The organism is Variovorax frigidus (genome assembly GCF_051216515.1).
In the GTDB taxonomy this organism is placed as follows: domain Bacteria; phylum Pseudomonadota; class Gammaproteobacteria; order Burkholderiales; family Burkholderiaceae_C; genus Variovorax.
Window position 1 is genome coordinate 58991 of record NZ_JBPJZF010000007.1, and the last position, 21880, is coordinate 80870.

Sequence of the window (21880 nt, forward strand, 5' to 3'; positions counted from 1 at the left end):
CGGCATTGCCGATCAGAAGGTTCAGGCCTTGTCCGCCTTCCCGGCCGCATTGGCGAACTTGCTGAGCAGGCGGTCGACCTGCCACGGGCGCGCGTCGCGGTCTTCCGCCGCTTCCTTGCGGCGGATGGCATTGCGCACCACGAGCGAGCCGAGGTAGCGGATCGGCTCGGGCGGAAACAGCCCCAGCGGCCCTTTGAGCAGGGGGCTGCGGGTCCATGCGTTGTCCTCGTCCAGCACCAGCGACGAGAGGATCTGCCCGCCCATGTAGGTGGGCCCGACGCCGTTGCCCGAATAGCCGAAGCCGTAACAGATGTGCGGCGTACCGTTCAACTTTCCGAAGAAGGGGAAGCCGGTCGCCGAGCGGTCCGAGGGGCCGTTCCAGCTCGCGGTCACGGGCACGCCGCGCAGCGAAGGAAAGAAGTCGTCCAGCGCGCGCTTCAGCTCGGCCTCGTACGGCGAGCGCTGGTCGAACACCGGCGCGATGCGCCCGCCCCAGGCGAAGGTGTTGCCGCCTTTGCCCAGCATCAGCCGGCCGTCGACGGTGCTGCGGTAGTAGTAGACGAAAGTGCGCGAGTCGAGCACCGACACGCCGTCGGTCAACCCCATGGCCTGCAGCAGTTCGGGGCACTTCTCCGTGATCACCATGTCGCTCGACACGATGGCGATGCTGCGCTCGAACTGCGGCAGCGCGTGGGCCATCCAGGCGTTCATCGCCAGCACCAGCTTGGGCGCCTCGAGGCTGCCGGCCGGCGTGCGCACCGTGACCGGATGGCCTTGGGTGAAGTCGAGCATCGGGCTGCGCTCGTAGATGCGGATGCCCATGCGCAAGGCCGTGCGCCGCAGGCCGCGCACCAGCTTGCCCGGGTGCACGGTGGCGGCGATGGGCGAGTACACGCCCGCCAGGTTGCGCGCCGAACCCGAACGGCGCGCAACCTCTTCGGGTGGCAGGGTGCGGTACGAATGGATGCCGCAGTCTTCCAGCCCCTTCATCACCGGGTCGAGCGTGCCGACCTGGGCCTGCGAGGTGGCGGTGTAGAGCGTGCCGTCCTGCCGCAGTTCGGCATCGATGCCCTGCGCGCGGCAGAAGTCCGCGATGTGCTGCACGGCGGCTTCCGAGGCCTTGACGAGGCGGATGGCCTCGGCCTCGCCGAACAGCCGGCGCAGCGTGAAGAACTTGGCCGACCAGGTCAGCAGGCAGCCGCCGTTGCGCCCGCTCGCGCCGGCGCCGCAGAGGTCGCTCTCGAGGATGGCGATGTCGAGCGCCGGGTTGCGCTGCTTGGCCTGGATGGCGGTCCACAGGCCGGTGAAGCCGCCACCCACGATGCACACGTCGGCCCGCTGTGCACCTTGCAGCGCGGGGGCGAGGTCGCCGTCGTTGAAGAGAGCCTGTTCGATCCAGAAGGGGCGCATGTCGTTCTCTTCTCTCTTGCGTGGTGCAGGTCGTCAGGGCTTGCGCCGCATCTCGTAGGAAAAACCGTTCTCGCGCTCGACGACGAAGCCCAGACGCTCGCAGAGCCCTCGGTCCGGATTCGCCTTCAGCACGCTGAGCGTGAGGTGCGTGAGTGCGGACTGCCGCACGGCGCTTACGCCCGCCCCGCGGCCGCGAGCGCCATGTGCCGCGCGTAGTGCGCCAGGTCTGGCGTCTTCGCATCGGCGCACTTGGCACTGTCGTCCCAACGGCGCAGTCGCACTGCATCGAGCGCATGCGGCAGCGCCTCGAACTGCAGCGCCTGGGCGTCGTCGAACACCCCGCCCTGCAGCACCAGGCTGCGCTGCGAATCGGCCGACAGCGCCTCCAGGTAGCCGGGCTCGCGCGCGCACAGGTAGCGCTTGGCGTCCACGTGCAGCCGGATCGGGTCCAGCGTGGCCGGGCCGAACAGGTGCTTGAGGAAGGCGCGGCTGCGGTACTGGTGCAGGTCGTCCGTGCCCTGCTGCGTGGGCGTGCCTTCCATGTCGTGCAACAGGTGCCCCAGGTCGTGCAGCAGACTGGCGGTGATGAGCGCGCTGGAGGCACCGGCCTGCTCGGCCAGGTGCGCGCACTGCAGCGCGTGTTCTAGCTGCGTCACGGGTTCGCCGTCGTACTGCGCATGGCCCCTGGCCTCGAACAGGGCGACGATGCCCGCGATGTCCAGCGGCACGGGAAATGGCGCGGGGGCTACCACGGCAGCGAGTACGTCTTGGTGTTGGTGAAGCTCTTGATCGCCTCGAGCACGCCTTCCTTGTAGCCCAGGCCCGAATCCTTGATGCCGCCGAAAGGCGTGAGTTCGAGTCGGTAGCCCGGCACCTCGCGCACGTTGACGCTGCCCACGTTGAGCTCGCGGATGAAGCGCATGATGTCGTCGAGCCGGTTGGTACAGACCGCCGACGACAGGCCGTAGGCCGTGCCGTTCGAGAGGCGTATCGCCTCCTCGATGGTCTTGAAGCGGATCACCGGCGAGACGGGGCCGAAGGTCTCGTGCTTGGCCACCGTCATCTCGGGGTCGACATGGTCGAGCACCGTGGGCGAATACGACGCGCCGTCGCGCACGTTGCCGTGCAGCAGGCGCGCACCGGCCGCGATCGCTTCATTGACCACGGCCTCGAACTGCTTCGCGGCTGCCTCGTCGATCACGGTGCCCACGTCGGTGGTCGGGTCCATCGGATCGCCGTGCTTCAGCGCGCGGGTCTTCTCGACCAGCAGTTCCACGAAGCGGTCGGCCACGGCCTCATGCACCAGCATGCGCTTGACGGCGGTGCAGCGCTGGCCCGAGTTCTTGTACGAACCGCTGGCCGCGAGCGTGGCCGCTTCCTCGATGTCGGCGTCGTCCATCACGATGATCGGGTCGTTGCCGCCCAACTCCAGGATCTGACGCTTGTAGACCGCCTTGCCCGCGATGTACTTGCCGATCGCGACGCCGCCGGTGAAGGTCACGAGGTCGACGTCGGCATGCGTGAGCATCTCGTCGGCGATCTCGCGCGGGTCGCCGGTGAGGACCGACAGCATCGGCGGCGGCAGCCCCGCTTCGTACAGGATGTCGGCCAGCAGGAAGGCCGTGAGCGGCGTCTTCTCGCTGGGCTTGAGCACCATGCGGTTGTTGGTGGCGATCGACGGCGCGACCTTGTGGATCACCTGGTTCAGCGGGTGGTTGAACGGCGTGATCGCGGTGATGACGCCCTGCAGCGGCTCGCGCAGCGTGTAGACCTTGCGGCTCTTGCCGTGGTGCGTAAGGTCGCAGGAGAACACCTGGCCGTCGTCCACCAGTGCCTGGTTGGCGGCGAACAGCAGCACGTCGGACGCGCGGCCCACCTCGTAGAGCGAGTCCTTGCGCGAGAGCCCCGATTCGAGCGTGATGACGCGCGAGATCTCGTCCAGCCGCGAAGCGATGATCTCGCCCGCGCGCATCAGGATCTTGTAGCGCTCGTAGCGCGTGAGGACGGGCTTGTAGTCGCGCGCGATGCGGTAGGCCAGCCGCACGTCTTCCAGCGTGGCCTTGGGCACCGTGGCGATCACTTCGCCGGTGTAGGGGTAGGTGACTTCGATGGTGCGGTCGCGGTGGATCTTCTCGCCCGCGATGCGCAGCGCTTCCCTGTAGACGGTGCCTGGCTTCAAGGTGACTTGGCTCATGGTGAACGGTGCTCCGGTGTTATTGCGCGTGGTTCAGGGCGAGGTCGAGCGCGTCGAAGTTGCGCAGCCGCCGGTCGGCGGCGATGCCGGTGACGGGGCGGTTGCAGATCAAGGGCACCCGTTGTTCGGACACGCCGCCGTGCGATCGCAACGGCACTTCGAGCGCCGACAGGTCGTGCCGGCTCGCCGAGGTGCCGATGACCGTGTTGCGCTCGCTGACCACCACGATGTCGCCGATGCGGTCGGGCGGCAGCTCGAAGCGTTCGGCCGCCTCCTTGCGCGAGAGCACCAGCTCCATGCCAGGCACGCCTCGGATGCGTTCGATCCAGCCGGGCACGCGGGCTTCATCGGGCGCATAGACCGTGGCGAAGGAACCGAGCGCGCCGTGGTGCACCACGTACGGGTCGGTGATCGGCAGGATGACCCGCGCTTCGTCCTTGCCGTACCAGCCGTCGAGCACGTCCTGCAGGTAGATCACCTGCGGCGAGCCGTCGGCGTTGTGCTTGTCGTTCATGCCGTGGTCGGCGGTGAGCACGATGGTGGCGCCCATCGCGTCGAGCTTTGCGAGGTAGCCGTCCATCATGGCGTAGAAGGCGTTGGCGGCCGGACTGCCGGGTGCGGCCTTGTGCTGCACGTAATCGGTGGTCGACAGGTACATCAGGTCGGGGCGGCGCGACGCCATGAGCTTCACGCCCGCCGCGAACACGAACTCGGAGAGTTCCGCGCTGTACACCGAGGGCACGGGCATGCCGACCATCTCGACCACCCCGTCGATGCCGTTCTCCTCGATCGTCGCCTGGTCCGCCTTCTCCGAAGAGAAGCAGATGCCCTTCATGCGATGGCCCAGCAGCTTGCGCAGCTTGTCCTTGGCGGTCACCACCGCGAGCTTGGCGCCCGCATCGGCGAAGGCCGCGAGCACCGTGCCGGCGCGCAGGTACTTGGGGTCGTTCATCATCACTTCCTGGCCCAACTCGCGGTCGAAGAAGTAGTTGCCGCAGATGCCGTGCACCGCCGGCGGCGCGCCGGTCACGATCGACAGGTTGTTCGGGTTGGTGAACGACGGCACCACGCAGTCGGCCAGCAGGTCGGCACCGGTCTTGCGCATGCGCGCAATGGTCGGTGCCACGCCGGCCGCGATGGCCGCGTCGAGGTAGGCGGGTTCGCAACCGTCGACGCAGACGACCACGACGGGTCGGCTCATCCAGCGATAGCTTCGGGCATTGACTTCCAGCGTCTTCACGGTCATCTCAGGTCTCCTTGCGGGTCGGGTGGTTCTGCGGGGCGTTCTGCAGGCCGGAAGCGGGCGTGGCGTCGGTGCGTCCCATCGCCTTGTGCATGCGGGCGCGACTGCCGGCGACATGCCGGCGCAGCACCTGGCCGGCGGCTTCGGGATTGCGGCTGGCGATGGCGTCGACGATCTCGCGGTGCTCGTCGGCCGACACGCGCAGGCCACCGCCGGTGTCGAGGGCACGCATGCGGAACAGGTGCAGTTCCTTCACCAGACGCTTGTAGGTCTCGGTGAGCTTGCGGCTGCCGGCGGTGTCGAGCAGGATGTCGTGGAACTGCAGGTTGAGCTGTGCGTACTGCTCCACGTTCTGCGCCAGCGCGGCTTCGCGCATCGGCTCGATCATGGCGCCCAGCCGCTCGAGCGCGTCGGGCTGCATGCGGGTGGCCACGCGCCGGCCGATGATCTCTTCCAGCGCCTCGCGCAGCTCGTAGATCTCGTCGGCCTCCTCGAACGAAATCTCGCGCACGAACACGCCCCGGTTCTTCTCGTTGCGCACCAGGCCCGCCTCTTCCAGCGCGCGCAGCGCCTCGCGGATCGGCCCGCGGCTGGTGTTGAAGCGCTGCGACAGCTCGCTCTCGTTGATGCGACTGCCCACGGCGAGTTCGCCGTTCATGATGAGTCGCTCGATCTCTTCCTGCATGAGCATCGGCAGCGAGCTCGACTGAAGGAAGGCCAGGGCGGAGGTGGAGTTGTGCGTTGCCATGGCCCTCATTTTGGCTTCGAATTGAAAACTGTCAACGATTTTTTATTGACAGTTTTCAATACGCAATCTACATTGCCTTCCATCCCGACACGGCCAGCCGCCGGCATTCCGCGTTCGGGAGCCCGCCAATCCACCCCGCCACGGGGTTCGACAGCCAGCTGAACAGGAGTTGAAGATGACGATCATCCGAAGCGCGCGCCGCCTCACGACGGCCCTCTCCATCGCAGTCACCGCAGCCGTCGGCCTTGCCACGGGCAGCCTCGCGCTGGCCCAGCAACGTACGCCGCTGCTGGTCTACACGGCGCTCGAGACCGACGCCATGAAGCTCTACAAGGACGGTTTCGAAAAGACCAACCCGGACATCGAGGTGAAGTGGGTGCGCGACTCGACCGGCATCGTCACCGCCAAGCTGCTGGCCGAGAAAGCCAACCCGCAGGCCGACGTGGTCGCCGGCCTGGCTGCCAGCAGCCTGGCGCTGCTGGCGCAGGAAGGCATGCTGCAGACCTATGAACCCAAGGGCTTCGGGGCGCTCAACCCCGCCTACTCCGACAGCGCGCGGCCGCCGGCCTGGGTCGGCATGGATGTCTGGGCCGCCACCGTCTGCTTCAACCGCGTCGAGGCGAAGAAGCTGGGCCTGCCCAAGCCGGAGAGCTGGCAGGACCTGATCAAGCCCGTCTACAAGGGAACGATCACCATGCCGCACCCGGCCTCCAGCGGCACGGGGTACCTCGACGTGTCGTACTGGCTGCAGAACCTGGGCGAAGCCGAAGGCTGGAAGTACATGGACGCGCTGCACCAGAACGTGGCGCAGTACGTGCACTCGGGCTCCAAGCCCTGCAAGCAGGCAGGCGCGGGCGAGTTCCCCATCGGCATCTCCTTCGAGTTCCGCGCGCACCAGGTCAAGAAGTCGGGCGCGCCGGTCGACCTGATCTTTCCCAAGGAAGGCCTGGGCTGGGACATCGAGGCCACCAGCATCATGAAGACCAGCAAGAAGATGGAACTGTCCAAGCGCTTCGCCGACTGGATGGCCAGCAAGGAGGCCAACCAGATCACGGCCAACTGGTGGGCGGTGGTGGCCTACCCCGGCGTCGCTTCGAAGCTCGAGGGCATTCCGGAGAACTACGAAAAGATGCTGGCCAAGAACGACCTGAACTGGGCTGCCAAGAACCGCGAGCGCATCCTGGCCGAGTGGAGCAAGCGCTACGAAGGCAAGGCCGAAGCCAAGTAACGGGCTCACCCCCCAGTCTTCGCGCACCTTGGCCCGTCCTGAGCTTGTCGAAGGGTGTCGCTTCGCCACCCCCCTCTCCGGGGGCGACACCAGCGGCCCGGCGAAGCCGGTTCCGCGGTGTCTCGCGAAGGGCTGTGAAGGCTTCTCCAACCCGCGACGCCCGCTCTGGCGGCGTACGTCTCACCGAATGCGAACCATGGACATGAGCGCTGAAAACCCTATCGCAGACCCGGCCCGCGCCGCGCTGGAGATCGTCGGCATCCGCAAGGACTTCGAGACTTTCAGCGCACTGCGCGACATTCACCTGCGCGTGAATGCAGGAGAGATGCTGTGCTTCCTCGGCCCCTCGGGCTGCGGCAAGACGACGCTGCTGCGCATCATCGCGGGGCTGGAGACGCAGACCGCCGGGCAGATCCTGCAGAACGGCAAGGACGTCTCGTGGCTGCCGCCCGATCGGCGCGACTACGGCATCGTGTTTCAGTCGTACGCGCTGTTCCCCAACCTCAGCATTGCCGACAACGTGGGCTACGGCCTCGTGAATTCGCGCGCCCGCAGGGCCTAGATCAAGACCCGCGTGGAGGAACTGCTCAAGCTGGTGGGGCTACCGACCTCCGGCCCAAAGTACCCGAGCCAGCTCTCCGGCGGACAGCAGCAGCGCGTGGCCCTGGCCCGCGCGCTCGCCACCCGGCCCGGCCTGCTGCTGCTCGACGAGCCGCTGTCCGCGCTCGACGCGATCGAGCGCATCCGCCTGCGCGGCGAGATCCGGCGGCTGCAGAAGCAGGTCGGCATCACCACCATCATGGTCACGCACGACCAGGAAGAGGCGCTGTCGATGGCCGACCGCATCGTGGTCATGAACCACGGCGTGATCGAGCAGGTCGGCACGCCGATGGACATCTACGAACGCCCGGCCACGCCCTTCGTCGCCGACTTCGTGGGCAAGGTCAACGTGCTGCGCGCCATGGCGCTGGGCCAGCAGCGCTTCAAGGTGGGCGACCTGGAACTGCAGTGCGACGCCTGCGACGCGGCCTTCGCACCGGGCGACGCGGTCAACCTCTACCTGCGGCCCGAAGACCGCGTGGCCGAAAACCTGCGCGAAGACACCGCCAACCGCATGAACGTGCTGGTGAGCAAGGTCGAGTTCCTGGGCGGGCTGTGCATCGCCGAAGTCACGGCCGAGGCGCTGCACGGCCAGACGCTGGGCCTGCACTTCTCGCTCAACCAGCTGCACGACCTCGACATCCGCGAGGGCCACACCATCGAGATCGCGCTGCGGGCCAACCGCATCCGTGCCTTCGCCGCCCCGTCGGCACCCGCCCCGCGAGCCCACGCATGAACACGCTGGCCCATTCCGCCGCCACCATGACGCCCCGCGCTGCCTTCCGTCGCTCGGGCATGCGCTGGAGCCGCGACGAATTCATCGCGCGCGCCGTGCTGCTCGCGGTGATGGCGATGCTGTTCGTGTTTCTGGTGGCGCCGCTCCTGACCATCCTGGCGCAAGCGGTGCAGGACAAGGACGGCCGCTTCGTCGGCCTGGCGCACTTCATCACCTACTTCCAGACGCCGAGCCTGCTGCGCGCCGCCTGGAACTCGGTGTGGGTCTCCGCGGCGGTCGTCGCCATCGCTGTGCCGACGGCCTTCGTCTTCGCCTATGCGCTCACGCGCAGCTGCATGCCGACCTGGCTCAAGGCCGTCTTCCGGCTGATCGCGCTCATTCCGTTGCTGGCGCCTTCGCTGCTGTCGGCCATCTCCTTCGTGCAGTGGTTCGGCAACCAGGGCTCGCTCAAGTTCCTGCTGGGCGGCATGTCGATCTACGGTGCGCCCGGCATCATCCTGGCCGAGGTCTACAACACCTTTCCGCATGCGCTGATGATCCTGGTCACCGCGCTGTCGCTGGCGGACGGCCGGCTGTACGAGGCCGCCACCGCGCTGCGCACCCGGCCGCTGCGCCAGTTCATGACCATCACGCTGCCGTCGTGCAAGTACGGCCTCATCAGCGCATCGACCGTGGTCTTCACCTACGTGGTGAGCGACTTCGGCGCGCCCAAGGTCATCGGCGGCAACTTCAACGTGCTGTCGGTCGACGTGTTCAAGCAGGTGGTGGGACAGCACAACTTCTCCATCGGCGCGGTCGTGGGCATGCTGTTGCTGCTGCCCTCGGTCATTTCCTTCGCCATCGACTATGTCGTGCGCCGCAAGCTCAAGGCACAGCTCACGGCCCGCTCGGTCCCCTACAGCCCCAAGCCGCGCAAGCTGGCTGACGCCATGCTGCTGCTGTTCTGCGCCGTGGTGTGCGGCCTGCTGCTGGCCACCATCGGCATGGCGGTCTACACCTCACTGATCACGCTGTGGCCCTACGACCTGTCGTTCACGCTCAAGCATTACCACTTCGTGCTGCTCGAGAGCGACATGGCCGCAGCCTACTTCAACAGCCTGACGGTGGCCGCCATCACGGCCGTGGCCGGCTCGTTCATCGTCTTCGTGGGCGCCTACCTGATCGAGAAGACCCGCAACCTGGGCATGATGCGCCGCACGATGCACATGATGGCGGTGCTGTCGATGGCCGTGCCCGGCCTGGTGCTCGGCCTGGGCTTCGTGATGTTCTTCAACCATCCGGCCAACCCGCTGGGTTTTCTGTACCAGACGATGGCGATCCTGGTGATCTCGATGGTGGTGCACTACTACACCTCCAGCCATCTCACGGCCGTGACGGCGCTCAAGCAGATCGACAACGAGTTCGAGGCCGTGTCGGCCTCGCTGAAGGTGCCGTTCATCAAGACCTTCTTCCGCGTGACGGTGCCGGTGTGCCTGCCCGCGATCCTCGACATCGGCCGCTACTTCTTCGTGGTGTCGATGGCCAGCCTGTCGTGCGCGATCTTCCTCTACACACCCGACACCATCCTGGCCTCGGTCGCGATCATGCACATGGACGACGCCGGCGACATCGGCCCGGCCGCCGCGCTGGCCAGCCTGATCGTCGTCACCTCCACCGTCGTGTGCATCGTCTATTCGCTGCTCACGCGCGTGCTGCTGTCGCGCACGCAGGCCTGGCGCCTGCTCGGGCGCACCTGATTCGAATCCCTTCGACCTTTCCTAGGCCCTTCACCTGCACGGAGACATCACGATGAGTTCGACCACCAGCCCCATCCTGCTCACGCCAGGACCGCTCACCACCTCGGACCGCACGCGCCAGGCGATGCTGCGCGACTGGGGCTCGTGGGACGGCGACTTCAACAAGATCACCGCGCGCATCCGCGAGCGCGTGCTCGACATCGTGCACGGCCAGGGCACGCACGAATGCGTGCCCATGCAGGGCAGCGGCACCTTCTCGGTCGAGGCCGCCATCGGCACCCTGGTGCCGCGCGACGGCCACGTGCTGGTGCCGAGCAACGGCGCCTACTGCCAGCGCCTGGTGAAGATCTGCCGCGTGCTCGGCCGCAAGGTGAGCACCATCGACTACACCGAGGACAAGCAGGTGCAGGCGGCCGACGTGGAACGCGCCCTGGCCGCCGACCCGGGCATCACGCACGTGGCCGTGGTGCACTGCGAGACCGGTGCCGGCGTGCTCAACCCGCTGGACGACATCGCCCAGGTCGTGGCCCGCCACGGACGCGGCCTGATCGTCGACGCGATGAGTTCCTTCGGCGCGCTCGAGATCGATGCGCGCAAGACGCCCTTCGACGCGGTGATCGCCGCTTCGGGCAAGTGCCTGGAAGGCGTGCCGGGCATGGGCTTCGTCGTCGTGCGGCGGGCCGTGCTCGAACAGTGCGAAGGCCGCTGCCACTCGCTGAGCATGGACCTGTACGACCAGTGGACGTACATGGAGAAGACCACCCAGTGGCGCTTCACGCCGCCGACCCATGTGGTCGCCGCACTCGACGAGGCCATTGCGCAGTACATCGAGGAAGGCGGTCTTGCGGCGCGCGGCGGCCGCTATGCACGCAACTGCAAGGCGCTGGTCGACGGCCTGGCTGCGCTCGGTCTGCGCAGCTTTCTCGACCCCGCGATCCAGGCGCCGATCATCGTCACCTTCCACGCACCCGACGACGCGAACTACAACTTCAAGACCTTCTACCAGGAGGTCAAGAAGCGCGGCTACATCCTCTACCCGGGCAAGCTGACCCAGGTCGAGACCTTCCGCGTCGGCTGCATGGGCCACTTCGGCAACGCAGGCATTCCCGGCGCGGTCGAGGCGATCGCGCAGACGCTCGAGGCCATGGGCATCCGGCACGGCGCCGCGACGGTGGCGGCATAGGCCGCCCGCCCTACGGTTTCGCTGGCGCCGTCTTCGCCAGGAACACGGCCACCAGCGCGTTCGCATGCCCGTGTCCGATCCCATGATCCGTCTTGAGCAGGCTCACGAGTTCCATGTGCTTGCGCGCCTGCGCCTGCTCAAGAACCGCCATCCAATGGTCGATCGGCTTCGCGTAGGTCTTCTCGATCGAAGGAAAGTAAGAGGCAGGGCCCTTCGTCTTGGGTGTTTCCGTCATGGTGTCTCCTTTTTTTTGAAGCGGGATGCCGATTCCGTAGCGCGGCACGACGTCATTTTCCGGCTGCGGCATCAGGCGAGATTCAGGGCACCAGCCGCACTCCAGCCTTCGGCGCGTACACGCATTGCACCAGTCCACTCGGCAGGCTGCGGCTGCTCAGCAGTTGCAGGCACGTCATCGGAAGCTCCGAGCCGAAGAGCGGCACACCCGTGCCCAGAACCACCGGTGCCCAGGAGATCGTCAGCTCGTCGACACACCCCGAAAGCAGGCCCTGCCGGATGGCCTGGCCACCGTCCAGATAGACGTTGCGACTGCCCTGCGTCCAAAGCTCGTCAAGCAGTGCGTTCAGGCTGCCGGCATGCGCCGACTCGCCATGTGCGCCTTCGAGGCCGCGGTGCGTGAGCACGACGACGCGCTTGCCGGCATAGGGCCAGGCACCGAAACCCAGCACGGCGTCGTAGGTGTTGCGCCCGAAGACGAAGGTGTCCGTCTGCGCGCTCAGCCGCGCATAGCCGGTCAGTTCGGGCGGATCGTCGAAGGCCGACAACCACGACAGGTCGCCTTGGGCATCGGCGATGAAGCCATCCAGGCTGGCGGCGACGAACACCCGAACGTGGGGACGATTCATTGGGAACTCCAGATTTTCTACAACGTAGAATTCTAGACATGAAACCACCCATCGATGCCACGGACCCTGGGCCCGAACGCCCCCGGAAGCGGCTCGAACCCCACCGGATCCTGCTCGCCGCCGCGAAGCTGCTGGAGACCAGCGGCACCGACTTCTCGATGCGTGAACTCGCGCGTGCGCTGGACGTCGACCCGATGGCGGTCTACCACTACTTTCCGAACAAGACCGCGCTGCTGCAGGCCCTGGCCGATCACCACTTCTCGCGGCTCGGTGACCTGGAGATACCCAAGCGCGCGAAGACGCCGCGCGCGCGGCTGCGCTTCATTTCCCAGGCCTATGTGGAACTGGCCGCGGCGGCCCCCATGCTGACCGTCGTCATGGCGCGCGACCCCGGAGTCCGAGCGGGCGTGGCAGGTCACTTTGCCGAGCTCTTCACCACCGCCATCGAAGGCCTGGGCGTGAGCGATGCGCAGGCCGCGATTGCCGTCGGTGTCCTGGCGGACTACCTGAACGGCTTCGCCATGGCGGGCATTCCCGCCACCGACCGCAGCCTGGTCGATGGCGTGGATTTTCTGTACCGGGGATTGGCGTCGCAGCCTGCGGGTTCGATGGGTGCGCAGCGAGGCGTCGAAGATCGAGGGACTTCGGCCTCGGTCAAGCCGCGAAGAACCGCGTCACCGCGTGGATCAGCAGTCCAACCAGTCCCCCCACCAACGTCCCGTTGACCCGGATGAACTGCAGGTCGCGCCCGATGTGGCGCTCGAGCTCGAGCGTCATCTCCTCCGCGTTCCACTGCCCCACGCGCTCGACGATGTAGCGCCGGATGTCCTCGCGGTAGCGTTCGATGGCCACGGGCGCGGCGTCGGTGATCTGCTCGTTGATCCAGCGGCGGAAGGCCTCGTCCTGCTGCAGCCGCTGGCCCAGCGAAGCGGCCATGGTCGCGATGCGGCGGCGGATGGTCGAGTCGGCGCGGCCCAGGTCGTCGTCGAGCCAGGCCAGCAGTTCGCTCCAGAGGCCGTGCAGGTACTCGCCCAGCGCGGGATGGGCCTGCAGCTCGGCCCGGATCTGTTCGCCGCGCTCGCGGAACTCGGGGTCGTGCTTGAGCCGCACGACGAAGTCGTCCATGAAGTGATCGAAGCGCTTGCGCAAGGGGTGTTCGGGCTCGCTGGCGAGTTCGCCCAGCGTGCGCGACACGGCGGCCACGATCTTGCGCGTGGCCACGCGCGCAGCCACCTGGTCGAGGCCCACGTACTTCAGCGTGCGGATCTCGCGTGCGATGGCCTCGGCGATGCGCTCCTGCACCTCTTCGCCCTCGACCACCTTCGCCACCTGCGCGAGCACGTCGTCGAGCAGCGCCTGGTGACGGCCGTCGGCGGTCACGGCATCGAGCACCTGGCCCAGCAGGCGCGAGAGGTCGAGCTGCGCCAGGCCCGCGGTGGCGGCGCGGGCCAGGAAGGCGCGCGCACGTTCGTCGTCGAAGGCCGTGAGCCCGTAGCGCACCATGCTCACCGCATGCACGCCCAGGCGATCGCCGTTGGCCGGCAGCGCCAGCCAGTTCGCGAGCCGTGTCGCGGGATCGAAGGCCTGCAACTTGGCCAGCACCTGCTGCGTGCTCAGGAAGTTGTCGAGGATGAAGCCTGCGAGCTTGGCGCCGATGCGGTCCTTGTTGGCCGGGATGATCGCGGTGTGCGGGATGGGCAGTCCCAGCGGCCGACGGAACAGTGCGACCACCGCGAACCAGTCGGCGATGGCGCCGATCATCGCGGCTTCGGCAAAAGCTGCAACGTAGCCCCAGGCCGGATGCCGTGCCTCCAGGGCGTGCGCCACGCCGTACAGCAGCGCGGCACCGCACAACAGGCCGAGTGCGACGCGTTTCATCGTGACCATGCGGGTCCGCGTGTCGGGGCGCGCGGCATCAGTCGAGGCTCTGCGTGCGCGTCAGCCCCTGCAGGAAGGCCTCGCAGCGCGCCAGTTGCTCCAGCGTGACGTACTCGTCGGGCTGGTGCGCCTGGGTGATGCTGCCCGGGCCACAGACGATGGTGGGGATGCCGGCGTTCTTGAACAAGCCCGCCTCGGTGCCGAAGGCCACCAGCGTGGTGCGGTCCTCGCCCGAGAGCCGCTGTGCGAGCCGGGTGACCGGGTCGGTCGCCGAGCCCAGGAAGCTGGGCACTTCGCAAATGGTTTCGAACTGGAAACCCGTTTCGGGCGCCACCTTCTTCATCGGCACCTCGAGGCGGCTCGCATAGGCCCTGACCTCCTTCTGCATCTGCTGCGCGTCGGCGGTCGGCAGGTTGCGGAATTCATAGCGGAACTCGGCATCGCGCGGCACCACGTTGTCGGCGATGCCACCATGGAACTGGCCCACGCTTGCAGTGCTGAAGGGCACGTCGAAGCCCTCGTAGCGCGGCTCGTGCTGCTCGAAGCCTTCGGCCATGTCGCGCACCTTGCCGACCACCCGCGCGGCCATCTCGATCGCATTGACCGACTGCGGCGTGAGCGAGGAATGCGCCTCCTTGCCACGCACGCAGCAGCGGAAGCGGTACACGCCCTTGTGCGCGATGGCGGGCACCATGCGGGTGGGCTCACCGATGATGCAGGCCACGGGCTGGATGGATTGCTCCTTCATGTCGGCGATGAGTTCGCGCACGCCGAAGCAGCCGACCTCCTCGTCGTAGCTGAAGGCGAAATGCACGGCGAAGGGCGAATCGCTTTCCAGGAAGTGCTCGGCATTGGCCAGCGCCACCGCGATGAAACCCTTCATGTCGGCCGCGCCGCGCCCGTAGAGGCGCGGGCTGCCCAGCGCGGCGAGTTCGGCGACCCGCCCCACCGGCACCGGGCCGCCGCCCTCGACAGGCCAGTGCTGGACCATGGCGGAAAGCGGATCGACGCTCCAGTCCTGGCCGTCCCAGGGCACGGTGTCGGTATGGCCCGAGACGATGATGCCGTTGGGGCGGCCCTCACCCAGCGTGGCGAACAGGTTGGCCTTGGTCCTGTCCGCGTTGTAGGTCAGGCGGCTGTGCACGCCCAACACAGCCAGCCGGGTGCGCACGAAATCGATCAGCTCGAGATTGCTGTTCGCACTGACCGTGTTCATGCGCACCAGGGTCTGCGCGGTTTCGAGGCTGCGGGCGGAAAGAATGTGCGGCATGCGGATCATTGTCCGGGAAGACGCCGACCGGCGCATCGGGCGTGTCATGGGGCAGGTGTAGGCTGCGCCTCCCAACGTCCACCCGGAGATGCCATGACCTGCCCGTCCTTCGCCCCCGCGGCCTCCTTTCGTTCGACACCGCGCCGCATGGTGCTGTGGACCCTCGGTGCCACGGCCGCGCTCGCCGCCGCCGGCTGCACCGCGCCGCTGAAGACCGCTGCGCTGCCCACGCTCGACGGCAAGCCGCCGCTGGTGATCGCGCATCGCGGTGCCTCGGGCTACCTGCCGGAAGAGACGCTCGAGGCCTACGCCCGCGCGATCGAACTGGGCGCCGACGTGATCGAGATGGACCTGCTGTCCACCAGGGACGGCGTGCTGGTCACGCGGCACGACCCCAACCTGGCCATCAGCACCGACGTGGCCACGCACCCCGAATTCGCGTCGCGCAAGAAGACGATCCAGGTCGACGGCGAAACGCAGACCGGCTGGTTCGTCCACGAGTTCACGCTGGCCGAGCTGCAGACGCTGGGCGCGATCTCGACCGATGCCGAGCGGCCGCAGCAGTTCAACGGCCGTTTCAAGGTGCCGACCTTCCAGGCCGTGATCGACCTCGCCAAGGCCAAGTCGCGCGAGACCGGCCACACCATCGCGATCTACCCCGAGACCAAGAATCCGACCTGGTTCCGCAACCTGGGCCTGCCGCTGGAAGACAAGCTGATCGCCACCCTCGAGGCGGCCGGCTGGAACAGCGCCAGCGCGCCGGTCTTCGTGCAATCCTTCGAGCCGGGCAGCCTGAAATACATGAAAGCCAAGGGCCTGAAGACCAAGCGCATCCAATTGATCGACGGCGACGGCATCGACCTGCGCACCGGCGTCATGACCTATGCGGTGCCGGTCGACCGTCCCTACGAATGGACGCTGGCCGGCGACAAGCGCAACTTCGACACCATGGTCACGCCCGCCGGCCTGGCCGAGATCGCGACCTATGCCGACGGCATCGGCCCCTGGAAGCGCTACATCCTGAGCATCAAGGGCACGCTGGGCGCCGACGGCAAGGCGATGGACATCAACGGCGACGGCAAGGTCAACGACGCCGACGCCACCTCGCTCGCCCCGACCACGCTGGTGGCCGACGCCCACAAGGCCGGCCTGTTCGTGCACCCCTTCACCTTCCGCAACGAGTCGCGCCGGCTCGCGGCCAACGACAAGGGCGACCCGAAGAACGAGTACCTGGCGTACTACCGGCTGGGGGTGGACGGCGTGTTCACCGACTTCACCGACACCGCGCTGGCGGCGCGAGCGGCCTGGCTCAAAGAAGCGCAGCGTTAGGGTAAGCCATAGGCACGGTCTTTGCGGGTGCGTCAGACCCCGCCTAGACTGTCTCCTTATGAAACTCATCGATTCGCTCGTTACCCAAGCGGCAGGCATCGCGTCCATCCGACGCGACCTGCACGCCCATCCCGAACTCTGCTTCCAGGAGGTGCGCACGGCCGACGTGGTCGCGGCCAAGCTCACCGAATGGGGCATCCCGATCCACCGCGGGCTGGGCACGACCGGCGTGGTGGGCATCGTGAAGAATGGCACCAGCACCCGCGCCATCGGCCTGCGTGCCGACATGGACGCGCTGCCGGTCACCGAGCTCAACACCTTCGGGCACGCGAGCAAGCACCACGGCAAGATGCACGCCTGCGGCCACGACGGCCACACCGCCATGCTGCTGGCGGCGGCGCAGCACCTGGCCAAGCACCGCAATTTCGACGGCACCGTCTACCTGATCTTCCAGCCGGCCGAAGAAGGCGGCGGTGGCGCACGCGAGATGATCAAGGAGGGCCTGTTCGAGCGCTTCCCGATGGACGCCGTGTTCGGCATGCACAACTGGCCCGGCATGAAGGTCGGCCAGTTCGCGGTGAGCCCGGGCCCGGCCATGGCCTCGAGCAACGATTTCAAGATCACGATCCGCGGCAAGGGCGGCCACGCGGCGCTGCCGCACACCGGCATCGACCCGGTGCCCGTGGCCTGCGAGATGGTGCAGGCCTTCCAGACCATCCTGACGCGCAGCAAGAAGCCCACCGAGACCGGCCTGATCTCGGTCACGATGATCCACGCCGGCGAAGCCAACAACGTGATCCCCGACAGCTGCGAGCTGCAGGGCACGGTGCGCACCTTCACGCTCGAGGTGCTCGACCTGATCGAGACGCGCATGAAGAAGATCGCCGAGCACATCTGCGCGGCACACGACGCCGAGGTCGACTTCCACTTCCATCGCAACTACCCGCCGACCGTCAACACGCCCGCGGAGGCCGACTTCGCGCGCCAGGTGATGGCCGGCATCGTCGGTGCCGAGAACGTGCTGCCGCAGGAAGGCGCGATGACGGCCGAGGATTTCGCGTTCATGCTGCAGGCCAAGCCCGGCGCCTATGCCTTCATCGGCAATGGCGACGGCGCGCACCGCGACATGCACCACGGCGGCGGCCCGTGCACGCTGCACAACGCCAGCTACGACTTCAACGACGACCTGATTCCGCTGGGTGCCACCTGCTGGGTCGAGCTGGCCGAGCAATTCCTCGCCCAGGGCAAGCCGGGAGCCACCGCATGATCGGCGTGACCGACGCCTTCTCGCCGACCTATGCCGAAGCGCGCCGCAAGTTCCTGCAGGGCTGCGTCACTGCGGGCCTCACGGTCGAGACCCATCCCCATCCGCTCCCGGGCCGCGAAGGCGAGGCGCTGGCGATGGACGTGGCCTACGAAGGCCCGGCCGATGCGCAGCAGCTGCTGCTGGTCAGCAGCGCCTGCCACGGCGTCGAGGGGCACTGCGGCAGCGGCGTGCAGGTGTTCGCGCTGCATGACGCCGAGTGGCGCGAGAAGGCCCGCGCGGCCGGCGTCGGCGTGCTCTACGTGCATGCACTCAACCCGCACGGCTTCTCCTTCAGCCGGCGCGTGACGAACGAGAACGTCGACCTCAACCGCAACTTCATGGACTTCACGCAGCCGCTGCCGGTCAACGCCGCCTATGCCGGCCTGCACGCGCTGCTGCTGCCCGAAGAGTGGCCGCCGTCGCCGCAGAACCAGGCCGCACTCGAGGCCTGGATCGGCGCGCACGGCGTGACGGCCTACCAGGCCGCGGTCTCGGGCGGGCAGTACCAGTTCGACGACGGCGTGTTCTTCGGCGGCACCGCGCCGACCTGGAGCAACCGCACCTTCCGCCAGGTGCTGCGGACGCATGCACGGAAGGCGCAGCGGCTGGCCTGGATCGACCTGCACACCGGTCTCGGGCCGAACGGCATCGGCGAACGCATCTTCGCCTGCCGCGACGATGCCGCCGCCTATGCGCGCGCCAACGCCTGGTGGGGCGGCGAGACACCGGTCACCTCGATCTACGACGGCTCGTCGACCTCGGCACTGCTGACCGGCCTGAACTGCGGCGCGATCTACGAAGAATGCCCGCAGGCCGAGTACACCGGCATCGCGCTGGAGTACGGCACGCTGCCCATCCTCGAGATGACGGGTGCGCTGCGCGCGGACCACTGGCTGCACAAGCATCCGGAGGCCGCACCCGAACTGGCGGACGCGATCCACGCGCGCATGCGTGAAGCCTTCTACACCGACACCGACGCCTGGAAGGGCCAGGTCATCAGCCAGGCGCGGCAGGCGATGTTCCAGGCGGTGGACGGGCTCCGCGCCTGAAACTTCGTCAGGCGTGTCAGGCCGCCGAGCGCGCCTCGGCGATCACCAGCAGCCCGTCCATGATGAGCCCGTCGACCAGTTCGAAGGGGCTCACCATCGACGGCGCCATCTTCCAGCCCGCGCCGCCCGTCATGTAGCAGGCGGGCTCGGCGCCGCAATGCGCCTTCACGTGCTGGCGCATGCGCTCGACCGCGCCGGCAATCGCATAGGTGCCGCCACTGGTGAGGGCGTCGCTGGTGTTGGTCGGAAACTCCCGCACCTCGCCGGTCGGCACGTGCAGGCCGGCGGTGCCCGACTCCAGCGCGCGCAACATGATGCCGTGGCCCGGCAGGATCAGGCCGCCGAGAAAGCGGCCGTCGACGTCGATGGCCTCGACGGTGACGGCGGTGCCGATCATCACCACCACCATCGGCCGCGGCGCGCCCTGCGACAGCATGCGGTGACGCGCGCCGATCATCGCGACCCAGCGGTCGGCACCCAGCCGCGTCGGATGGTCGTAGCCGTTGACCATGCCGGCCTCGGCCGCGCTGGCCACGACCCAGCGCGCCGCGCAGTCGAAGCGCTCCGTCACCTGCTCCTCGGCGCGGCGCCGCACCGCGTCGCCGGCCACCGCGCAGCCCAGCATCGCCGTGGGCGAGGCCATGTCGGCCCACGGGCCCTCGGCCAGGCGTTCGATGTGGTCGAGGAACTCGGCGCCGCTGGCCAGCAGTTCCGCACCCGGGTGTCCAGCCGCATAGAGCGCCCACTTGAGGCGCGTGTTGCCGATGTCGATGGCGAGAAAGGTCATGGCGGGATTATTGCGACTTTGTCGGCCGGGGTTTACCAATGCTTGCACACGCGTTGGCGGCTGACACCGTGAAGGCCATCGGCGTGCTTAAAGTGGCAGTCCGATTCACCAACACGCGAAGTGAGGACACCATGGGTTTGCTGAGTTTCATCAAGGAAGCGGGCGAGAAGCTGTTCGGCGGTTCGTCGGCGCATGCGGCCGAAGCGGGCACCGACCCGAATGCCGCGGCAGCCGCCGCGATCAAGACCTACATCGAGACGCAGAACCTCGGCCTGACCAACCTGGCCGTGAGCTATGTCGCAGCCACGGGCGTGGTCACGCTGGCCGGCAATGCGCCCTCGCAGGAAGCCAGCGAGAAGGCCGGCCTCGCCGCCGGCAACGTCGCCAACGTGACCAGCGTCGACAACGACCTGGTGGCTCCGGCCGCGCCGCCGGCCCAGTACCACGACGTGGTGCGCGGCGACACGCTGTCGGCGATCTCCAAGAAGTACTACGGCGACGCCAACAAGTACAACGCGATCTTCGAGGCCAACAAGCCGATGCTCACGCATCCGGACAAGATCTATCCGGGGCAGAAGCTGCGGATCCCGGCGTTGAACTGAGCTTCTTTCCGTCGCTCTTTTCCAGGAAAGCCCACGGCATGCCGTGGGCTTTCTTGTGAGTGCCGTTGGTTCGGCAGCGCCCTCCCCGAGTCAATATCGGCCGGCCGGTGACGGGGGCCGAGCGCGCCCCGCGCGGTCAAGCGACAGGCCATCGGCGCTTAAGCACAGAATACCCAAGACTTGCCGAGCGTCGCCTTATTGGCAACAATCGTCGCCTAATGAGCAACGACTCTTCCCTGATGGACCTGCTGTTCCCGGCCGCGCGGCAGCGCGTGCTGGCGGTGCTGCTGCTGCAACCGCAGTCGGACTTTCATCTGCGAGAGCTTGCGCGCCTGACCGACAGCCACGCGGGCACGTTGGGGCGAGAGGTAGACAAGCTGGCGCGCACCGGCCTGCTGCTGCGCAGCGAACAAGGCAATCAGGTGCGTTACAACGCCAACACGAGCCATCCCTTGTTCGAGGATCTGGCGGCACTGTTTCGCAAGACGCATGGCGTGGTGCCTGCCGTGCGCGAAGCGCTGGCGCCCCTGGATGCGCAGATCCGGTTGGCACTGGTGTTTGGCTCGGTGGCACGCGGCACGCCCTCGCCGGGCAGCGATGTCGACCTGCTGGTGCTGGGCAGCGTGGATTTCATGACGCTGGCACAGGCGGTGTTTCCTCTGCATGCGACGCTGGGCCGCGAGGTGAACACGGTGCTCTACGCGCCAGAGGAATTCGCGGAGCGCGCACGGGGTGGCGATGCCTTCGCGCGCGACATACTGGCCAAGCCACAACTGTTTGTGAAGGGAGGCGCGGATGAGCTTGCAGAACTTGCTGGCGATCGGGCGGCTTCAGGCCCACCAGCCTGACGCGGCGGGCATTGCCAAGTTGCTTCAGGCGGCACGGCGAAATCTGGCCGACACGCAAGTTGCACAGGTCAGCACCGACAACCGATTCGATGCGGCCTACAAATGCATCATGCAATGCGCGATGCTTGGCCTGTGGGCCAACGGGTACCGTACATCCACCAGCCAACCCGGCCACCACCAGACGGCCATCCAGAGCCTGGGCCTGACGATGGGTGTGGCGCAGCCGCAGATCATCGTGCTCGATGCGTTGCGTCGGCAACGCAACGTGAGCGATTACGAAGGCGACCCGGTTTCCACCGCCACCCTACAGGCCTGCACCGACCAAGCCACGCAATTGCTGGCCGTTGCCGAAAACTGGCTCCGCGCCCATCGCCCCGATCTCCTGGCCCCGCCATGATTCGGGCTCCTCGCGGAAGGGGGGCTCAGTTCTGCTTCCAGGGCAGGCCGTGCTTGCGCCAGCCGCCGATCTGCCCACGATGCCCGCTCTCGTCCGGGTTGCCCTCGAAGCCTTCGAGGATGTTGTAGGCCTCGATGCCCAGTTCGGTGGCGCGTTTGGCGGCGGCGATGGAACGCACGCCGCTGCGGCACAGCATCACGGCCTTGCCGCCGGCGGGCACGGCCGCACGCAGGCCCTCGTCGAAACCGGCATTGAGCGCCATGCCCGGCCATTGCTTCCAGGCCAGCGGCACGGCCCCCGGCACATAGCCCACCCATTCACGTTCGGCGTCGGTGCGCACATCGACCAGCACCGCTTCGCCGCGCGCCACCCATTGCGCAGCCTGCGCGGGCGTGACGTCGCCGGCATAGCCGTCTGCGGGGCGGAAGGAAAGCGTGGTGTCGGGCATGAAGTTCCTCTTTCTGTCGTTGATG

Annotated in this window: 22 protein-coding genes and 1 pseudogene; 11 read left to right on the top strand and 12 right to left on the bottom strand. The window is 67.4% G+C overall.

Features of this window, described 5'->3' with window-relative positions:
* Positions 1-21 precede the first annotated feature (21 nt).
* Genes ACSFBC_RS20920 through ACSFBC_RS20945 form a run of 6 tightly spaced genes read right to left on the bottom strand, consistent with a single transcriptional unit; the run spans position 22 to position 5595 of the window.
* Positions 22-1410 (bottom strand): FAD-dependent oxidoreductase, encoded by a 1389-nt coding sequence (locus ACSFBC_RS20920; RefSeq protein ID WP_435512287.1) that lies wholly within the window; start codon positions 1408-1410, stop codon positions 22-24.
* 33 nt (positions 1411-1443) lie between these two features.
* Positions 1444-1578 (bottom strand): hypothetical protein, encoded by a 135-nt coding sequence (locus tag ACSFBC_RS20925; RefSeq protein WP_435512288.1) that lies wholly within the window; start codon positions 1576-1578, stop codon positions 1444-1446.
* Between the two features lie 5 nt (positions 1579-1583).
* Entirely contained in the window at positions 1584-2138 is a 555-nt protein-coding gene (locus ACSFBC_RS20930; protein ID WP_435512695.1) for a phosphonate degradation HD-domain oxygenase, read from the bottom strand.
* 17 nt (positions 2139-2155) lie between these two features.
* Positions 2156-3604, bottom strand: a complete 1449-nt coding sequence (gene phnY / locus ACSFBC_RS20935) for a phosphonoacetaldehyde dehydrogenase (protein WP_435512289.1) — start codon at positions 3602-3604, stop codon at positions 2156-2158.
* Between the two features lie 19 nt (positions 3605-3623).
* Positions 3624-4850: a phosphonoacetate hydrolase gene (gene phnA / locus ACSFBC_RS20940; RefSeq protein ID WP_435512290.1), complete on the bottom strand. Its 1227-nt coding sequence runs from the start codon at positions 4848-4850 to the stop codon at positions 3624-3626.
* A 1-nt stretch (position 4851) separates the two neighbouring features.
* Positions 4852-5595, bottom strand: coding sequence for a phosphonate utilization associated transcriptional regulator (locus tag ACSFBC_RS20945; protein ID WP_435512291.1), 744 nt, complete (start codon positions 5593-5595; stop codon positions 4852-4854).
* A 175-nt stretch (positions 5596-5770) separates the two neighbouring features.
* Between ACSFBC_RS20945 and ACSFBC_RS20950 the strand changes: the two genes are divergently transcribed.
* The 4 genes and pseudogenes from ACSFBC_RS20950 (at position 5771) to ACSFBC_RS20965 (ending at position 11078) form a co-directional block, all read left to right on the top strand.
* Positions 5771-6823 (top strand): putative 2-aminoethylphosphonate ABC transporter substrate-binding protein, encoded by a 1053-nt coding sequence (locus tag ACSFBC_RS20950; RefSeq protein ID WP_435512292.1) that lies wholly within the window; start codon positions 5771-5773, stop codon positions 6821-6823.
* A 196-nt stretch (positions 6824-7019) separates the two neighbouring features.
* A pseudogene (locus tag ACSFBC_RS20955) lies at positions 7020-8159 on the top strand (putative 2-aminoethylphosphonate ABC transporter ATP-binding protein).
* On the top strand, positions 8156-9895 hold the full coding sequence (locus ACSFBC_RS20960) for a putative 2-aminoethylphosphonate ABC transporter permease subunit (RefSeq protein ID WP_435512293.1): 1740 nt from the start codon (positions 8156-8158) through the stop codon (positions 9893-9895). The pseudogene ACSFBC_RS20955 and the gene ACSFBC_RS20960 overlap by 4 nt, the downstream one beginning before the upstream one ends.
* A 52-nt stretch (positions 9896-9947) precedes the next feature.
* The gene (locus tag ACSFBC_RS20965) at positions 9948-11078 is read left to right on the top strand and encodes a 2-aminoethylphosphonate--pyruvate transaminase (RefSeq protein WP_435512294.1); all 1131 of its coding nucleotides are present in this window, start codon (positions 9948-9950) and stop codon (positions 11076-11078) included.
* 10 nt (positions 11079-11088) lie between these two features.
* Here ACSFBC_RS20965 and ACSFBC_RS20970 read toward each other — a convergent pair whose 3' ends face one another.
* Positions 11089-11313, bottom strand: a complete 225-nt coding sequence (locus ACSFBC_RS20970) for a DUF4287 domain-containing protein (protein ID WP_435512696.1) — start codon at positions 11311-11313, stop codon at positions 11089-11091.
* A gap of 82 nt (positions 11314-11395) precedes the next feature.
* Positions 11396-11941, bottom strand: coding sequence for a dihydrofolate reductase family protein (locus ACSFBC_RS20975; RefSeq protein WP_435512295.1), 546 nt, complete (start codon positions 11939-11941; stop codon positions 11396-11398).
* A 38-nt stretch (positions 11942-11979) separates the two neighbouring features.
* Here ACSFBC_RS20975 and ACSFBC_RS20980 point away from each other — a divergent pair, with 38 nt between their 5' ends.
* Positions 11980-12666 carry a TetR/AcrR family transcriptional regulator gene (locus ACSFBC_RS20980; RefSeq protein ID WP_435512296.1) on the top strand — a complete coding sequence of 229 codons (687 nt, stop codon included), beginning with the start codon at positions 11980-11982 and terminating at the stop codon, positions 12664-12666.
* Here the strand turns inward: ACSFBC_RS20980 and ACSFBC_RS20985 are convergent.
* Both ACSFBC_RS20985 and ACSFBC_RS20990 read right to left on the bottom strand, forming a co-directional pair.
* Positions 12596-13819: a DUF445 domain-containing protein gene (locus ACSFBC_RS20985; protein ID WP_435512297.1), complete on the bottom strand. Its 1224-nt coding sequence runs from the start codon at positions 13817-13819 to the stop codon at positions 12596-12598. The genes ACSFBC_RS20980 and ACSFBC_RS20985 overlap by 71 nt on opposite strands.
* Positions 13820-13856: 37 nt before the next feature.
* A complete protein-coding gene (locus tag ACSFBC_RS20990; protein ID WP_435512298.1) occupies positions 13857-15089 on the bottom strand; it encodes a M20/M25/M40 family metallo-hydrolase in 1233 nt (410 codons plus the stop codon).
* A 147-nt stretch (positions 15090-15236) separates the two neighbouring features.
* Between ACSFBC_RS20990 and ACSFBC_RS20995 the strand changes: the two genes are divergently transcribed.
* From ACSFBC_RS20995 to ACSFBC_RS21005, 3 genes are read left to right on the top strand one after another with little or no spacing between them, the layout of a single operon-like run.
* Positions 15237-16418: a glycerophosphodiester phosphodiesterase gene (locus ACSFBC_RS20995; RefSeq protein ID WP_435512697.1), complete on the top strand. Its 1182-nt coding sequence runs from the start codon at positions 15237-15239 to the stop codon at positions 16416-16418.
* A 58-nt stretch (positions 16419-16476) separates the two neighbouring features.
* Positions 16477-17685: a M20 aminoacylase family protein gene (locus ACSFBC_RS21000; protein ID WP_435512299.1), complete on the top strand. Its 1209-nt coding sequence runs from the start codon at positions 16477-16479 to the stop codon at positions 17683-17685.
* Positions 17682-18773 (top strand): M14 family metallopeptidase, encoded by a 1092-nt coding sequence (locus ACSFBC_RS21005; protein WP_435512300.1) that lies wholly within the window; start codon positions 17682-17684, stop codon positions 18771-18773. The genes ACSFBC_RS21000 and ACSFBC_RS21005 overlap by 4 nt, the downstream gene beginning before the upstream one ends.
* 16 nt (positions 18774-18789) lie before the next feature.
* On the opposite strand, the gene ACSFBC_RS21010 is transcribed toward ACSFBC_RS21005, so the two are convergent.
* The gene (locus ACSFBC_RS21010) at positions 18790-19560 is read right to left on the bottom strand and encodes a type III pantothenate kinase (protein WP_435512301.1); all 771 of its coding nucleotides are present in this window, start codon (positions 19558-19560) and stop codon (positions 18790-18792) included.
* Between the two features lie 131 nt (positions 19561-19691).
* Between ACSFBC_RS21010 and lysM the strand changes: the two genes are divergently transcribed.
* The 3 genes from lysM to ACSFBC_RS21025 all read left to right on the top strand — a co-directional run bounded on the left by lysM (position 19692) and on the right by ACSFBC_RS21025 (position 21407).
* The gene (gene lysM, locus ACSFBC_RS21015; RefSeq protein WP_435512302.1) at positions 19692-20162 is read left to right on the top strand and encodes a peptidoglycan-binding protein LysM; all 471 of its coding nucleotides are present in this window, start codon (positions 19692-19694) and stop codon (positions 20160-20162) included.
* A 239-nt stretch (positions 20163-20401) separates the two neighbouring features.
* The gene (locus tag ACSFBC_RS21020) at positions 20402-21010 is read left to right on the top strand and encodes a nucleotidyltransferase domain-containing protein (RefSeq protein WP_435512303.1); all 609 of its coding nucleotides are present in this window, start codon (positions 20402-20404) and stop codon (positions 21008-21010) included.
* Entirely contained in the window at positions 20958-21407 is a 450-nt protein-coding gene (locus ACSFBC_RS21025) for a DNA-binding protein (protein WP_435512304.1), read from the top strand. Before ACSFBC_RS21020 ends, ACSFBC_RS21025 begins: the two co-directional genes overlap by 53 nt.
* 25 nt (positions 21408-21432) lie before the next feature.
* On the opposite strand, the gene ACSFBC_RS21030 is transcribed toward ACSFBC_RS21025, so the two are convergent.
* On the bottom strand, positions 21433-21855 hold the full coding sequence (locus ACSFBC_RS21030; protein ID WP_435512305.1) for a rhodanese-like domain-containing protein: 423 nt from the start codon (positions 21853-21855) through the stop codon (positions 21433-21435).
* Positions 21856-21880: the final 25 nt, after the last annotated feature.

Excerpts from the sequence above, each read along its gene's own strand:
- phnA (WP_435512290.1), bottom strand. The coding sequence starts at position 4,850 with ATGACCGTGAAGACGCTGGAAGTCAATGCCCGAAGCTATCGCTGGATG.
- ACSFBC_RS21005 (WP_435512300.1), top strand. The coding sequence starts at position 17,682 with ATGATCGGCGTGACCGACGCCTTCTCGCCGACCTATGCCGAAGCGCGC.
- ACSFBC_RS20965 (WP_435512294.1), top strand. The coding sequence starts at position 9,948 with ATGAGTTCGACCACCAGCCCCATCCTGCTCACGCCAGGACCGCTCACC.
- ACSFBC_RS21030 (WP_435512305.1), bottom strand. The coding sequence starts at position 21,855 with ATGCCCGACACCACGCTTTCCTTCCGCCCCGCAGACGGCTATGCCGGC.
- ACSFBC_RS21020 (WP_435512303.1), top strand. The coding sequence starts at position 20,402 with ATGGACCTGCTGTTCCCGGCCGCGCGGCAGCGCGTGCTGGCGGTGCTG.
- ACSFBC_RS20990 (WP_435512298.1), bottom strand. The coding sequence starts at position 15,089 with ATGCCGCACATTCTTTCCGCCCGCAGCCTCGAAACCGCGCAGACCCTG.
- ACSFBC_RS21010 (WP_435512301.1), bottom strand. The coding sequence starts at position 19,560 with ATGACCTTTCTCGCCATCGACATCGGCAACACGCGCCTCAAGTGGGCG.
- ACSFBC_RS20975 (WP_435512295.1), bottom strand. The coding sequence starts at position 11,941 with ATGAATCGTCCCCACGTTCGGGTGTTCGTCGCCGCCAGCCTGGATGGC.
- ACSFBC_RS20980 (WP_435512296.1), top strand. The coding sequence starts at position 11,980 with ATGAAACCACCCATCGATGCCACGGACCCTGGGCCCGAACGCCCCCGG.
- ACSFBC_RS20970 (WP_435512696.1), bottom strand. The coding sequence starts at position 11,313 with ATGACGGAAACACCCAAGACGAAGGGCCCTGCCTCTTACTTTCCTTCG.
- ACSFBC_RS20985 (WP_435512297.1), bottom strand. The coding sequence starts at position 13,819 with ATGAAACGCGTCGCACTCGGCCTGTTGTGCGGTGCCGCGCTGCTGTAC.
- ACSFBC_RS20950 (WP_435512292.1), top strand. The coding sequence starts at position 5,771 with ATGACGATCATCCGAAGCGCGCGCCGCCTCACGACGGCCCTCTCCATC.
- ACSFBC_RS20920 (WP_435512287.1), bottom strand. The coding sequence starts at position 1,410 with ATGCGCCCCTTCTGGATCGAACAGGCTCTCTTCAACGACGGCGACCTC.
- ACSFBC_RS20960 (WP_435512293.1), top strand. The coding sequence starts at position 8,156 with ATGAACACGCTGGCCCATTCCGCCGCCACCATGACGCCCCGCGCTGCC.
- ACSFBC_RS21000 (WP_435512299.1), top strand. The coding sequence starts at position 16,477 with ATGAAACTCATCGATTCGCTCGTTACCCAAGCGGCAGGCATCGCGTCC.
- lysM (WP_435512302.1), top strand. The coding sequence starts at position 19,692 with ATGGGTTTGCTGAGTTTCATCAAGGAAGCGGGCGAGAAGCTGTTCGGC.
- ACSFBC_RS20995 (WP_435512697.1), top strand. The coding sequence starts at position 15,237 with ATGGTGCTGTGGACCCTCGGTGCCACGGCCGCGCTCGCCGCCGCCGGC.
- ACSFBC_RS20945 (WP_435512291.1), bottom strand. The coding sequence starts at position 5,595 with ATGGCAACGCACAACTCCACCTCCGCCCTGGCCTTCCTTCAGTCGAGC.
- ACSFBC_RS21025 (WP_435512304.1), top strand. The coding sequence starts at position 20,958 with ATGAGCTTGCAGAACTTGCTGGCGATCGGGCGGCTTCAGGCCCACCAG.
- phnY (WP_435512289.1), bottom strand. The coding sequence starts at position 3,604 with ATGAGCCAAGTCACCTTGAAGCCAGGCACCGTCTACAGGGAAGCGCTG.